We start from the raw sequence: 1,678 nt of genomic DNA, 5'->3' as shown, positions 1-1,678 counted from the left end.
CCTGAATAATTCATACTTTTAATTAAAACCATGTGAAACTGCCTCACGGCAGCTTACAATTACTTTTTCATCTTCACCCGTTAAGTGATGAAAAAAGAACCCCTTTCTGCTATGGTTAAAGTGACTAAACCAACCAAAAGAAAGGAGTTCTTCTAATGACTAGCTTACACAAAAACCAAGTAAAATTCAATTCAAATATCACTATTTCTCATACAGGTGGTCAATTATCGAGTGATTCGGGTCTCGTCCTAGTGAAAGAGCTGATGAACACCTTCGGTTTTTCTGAACTGGCTAAGCAACACATTCACATTGAAGACGAACGAGCATATTTTACTCATGACAACTTATCCATACTTGAGCAGTTCATTATGCAATTAATTGCTGGTTACTCAGCTGATTCTGCAGCTAATCTCCTGAGACAAGATCCTGTGTTTAAAGCTGTTTTAGATAGGAAAGAACTCGCTTCTCAATCTTCACTTTCTCGATTTTTAGATCGACTATCTGAGGAGAATATCCATGAACTTCAAGCTTTGAACCAAGAACTTATTGATAAAGCACGCCTCATCCGTAATGATACGGAATTAATCATTGATTTAGATTCGACCCATTCAGATACATTTGGTCACCAAGAACAAACGGATTATAATACCCACTACCAAACCTATGGTTATCATCCATTGGTAGCTTTTGACGGATTGACTGGTGACTTCTTAAAAGCTGAACTACGTTCAGGAAATCAATATACATCAAAAGGCGTAAAGGAGTTTCTCACACCTTTATTAGAGCACTATAATCACTCTCTACCAAACACTGACATCTTGGTTCGTGGAGACAGCGGGTTCGCTACACCTGGTGTGTATGATTCGTGTGAATCAAAAAAGAGTCATTATGTTATTCGACTGAAGAATAATCGTAGACTAGGTCAAATAGCTGAGAAATCAGTACTTTATGGCGATAATCAAAAGTGGGAAGAACGAGAAGTTCAGTACTTCTCCACCACTTATCAAGCACAATCCTGGTCACAAAGTCGTCGCGTGTGTATACGCTCAACACGTGAAGCGGGCGAACTACTCTTTCGACATGAGTTTATCGTGACGAATCTATCAGAAAATGTTTCTCCTGATACCATCTTTTCTCTCTATGCCAAACGTGGCACAATGGAGAACTTCATTAAAGAAGCGAAAGCTGGCTTTTACTTTGACAAGACAGACAGTCCTCGCTTTTTGGAGAATCATGTCCGAATGATGCTCAGCTTGATAGCTTACAACTTAGTCAACTTCTTAAGAACGATTGGCTTTGAAGAAGTCCAAAAGGGAATGACCATTCATTCTATTCGATTGAAGTTTCTGAAAGTTGCTGGGAAATTAGTCCAAACGGGTAGACGAGTCTATCTCAAATTATCTAGTTATCATGTGTATCAGAATGAATTCTACAGGGTCTTTGCTCGCCTGAGGCGAGCCAGTCAATGGATCTAATCCAACAATCTAACGATTTTTTTACTGGGAAGTTATCCAGGGAGAAGTATGCTCAAAATGCCTTACACCCAAAATTTATTCCTCAATATTTTTGAACAGTGAATGTTTGAAGTAACTTTTTAGTCAAAATCAGTTGATAGGGATATTAGTGATACATATTTCAATAAAATGTACCAAAGAATTAAAGCTATGAATTATTCAGG

1 protein-coding gene is annotated in these 1,678 nt (G+C 38.1%); it reads left to right on the top strand.

Annotated features, from left to right (window positions below; genetic code table 11):
* Nucleotides 1-155: 155 nt before the first annotated feature.
* Nucleotides 156-1,475, top strand: coding sequence for an IS1380-like element IS1678 family transposase (locus ACODH8_RS14485; RefSeq protein WP_015075518.1), 1,320 nt, complete (start codon nt 156-158; stop codon nt 1,473-1,475).
* Nucleotides 1,476-1,678 lie beyond the last annotated feature (203 nt).

It is taken from the genome of Vagococcus fluvialis, from assembly GCF_048815235.1.
Taxonomy (GTDB): domain Bacteria; phylum Bacillota; class Bacilli; order Lactobacillales; family Vagococcaceae; genus Vagococcus.
This window is presented reverse-complemented; position numbering and strand designations above follow the sequence as displayed.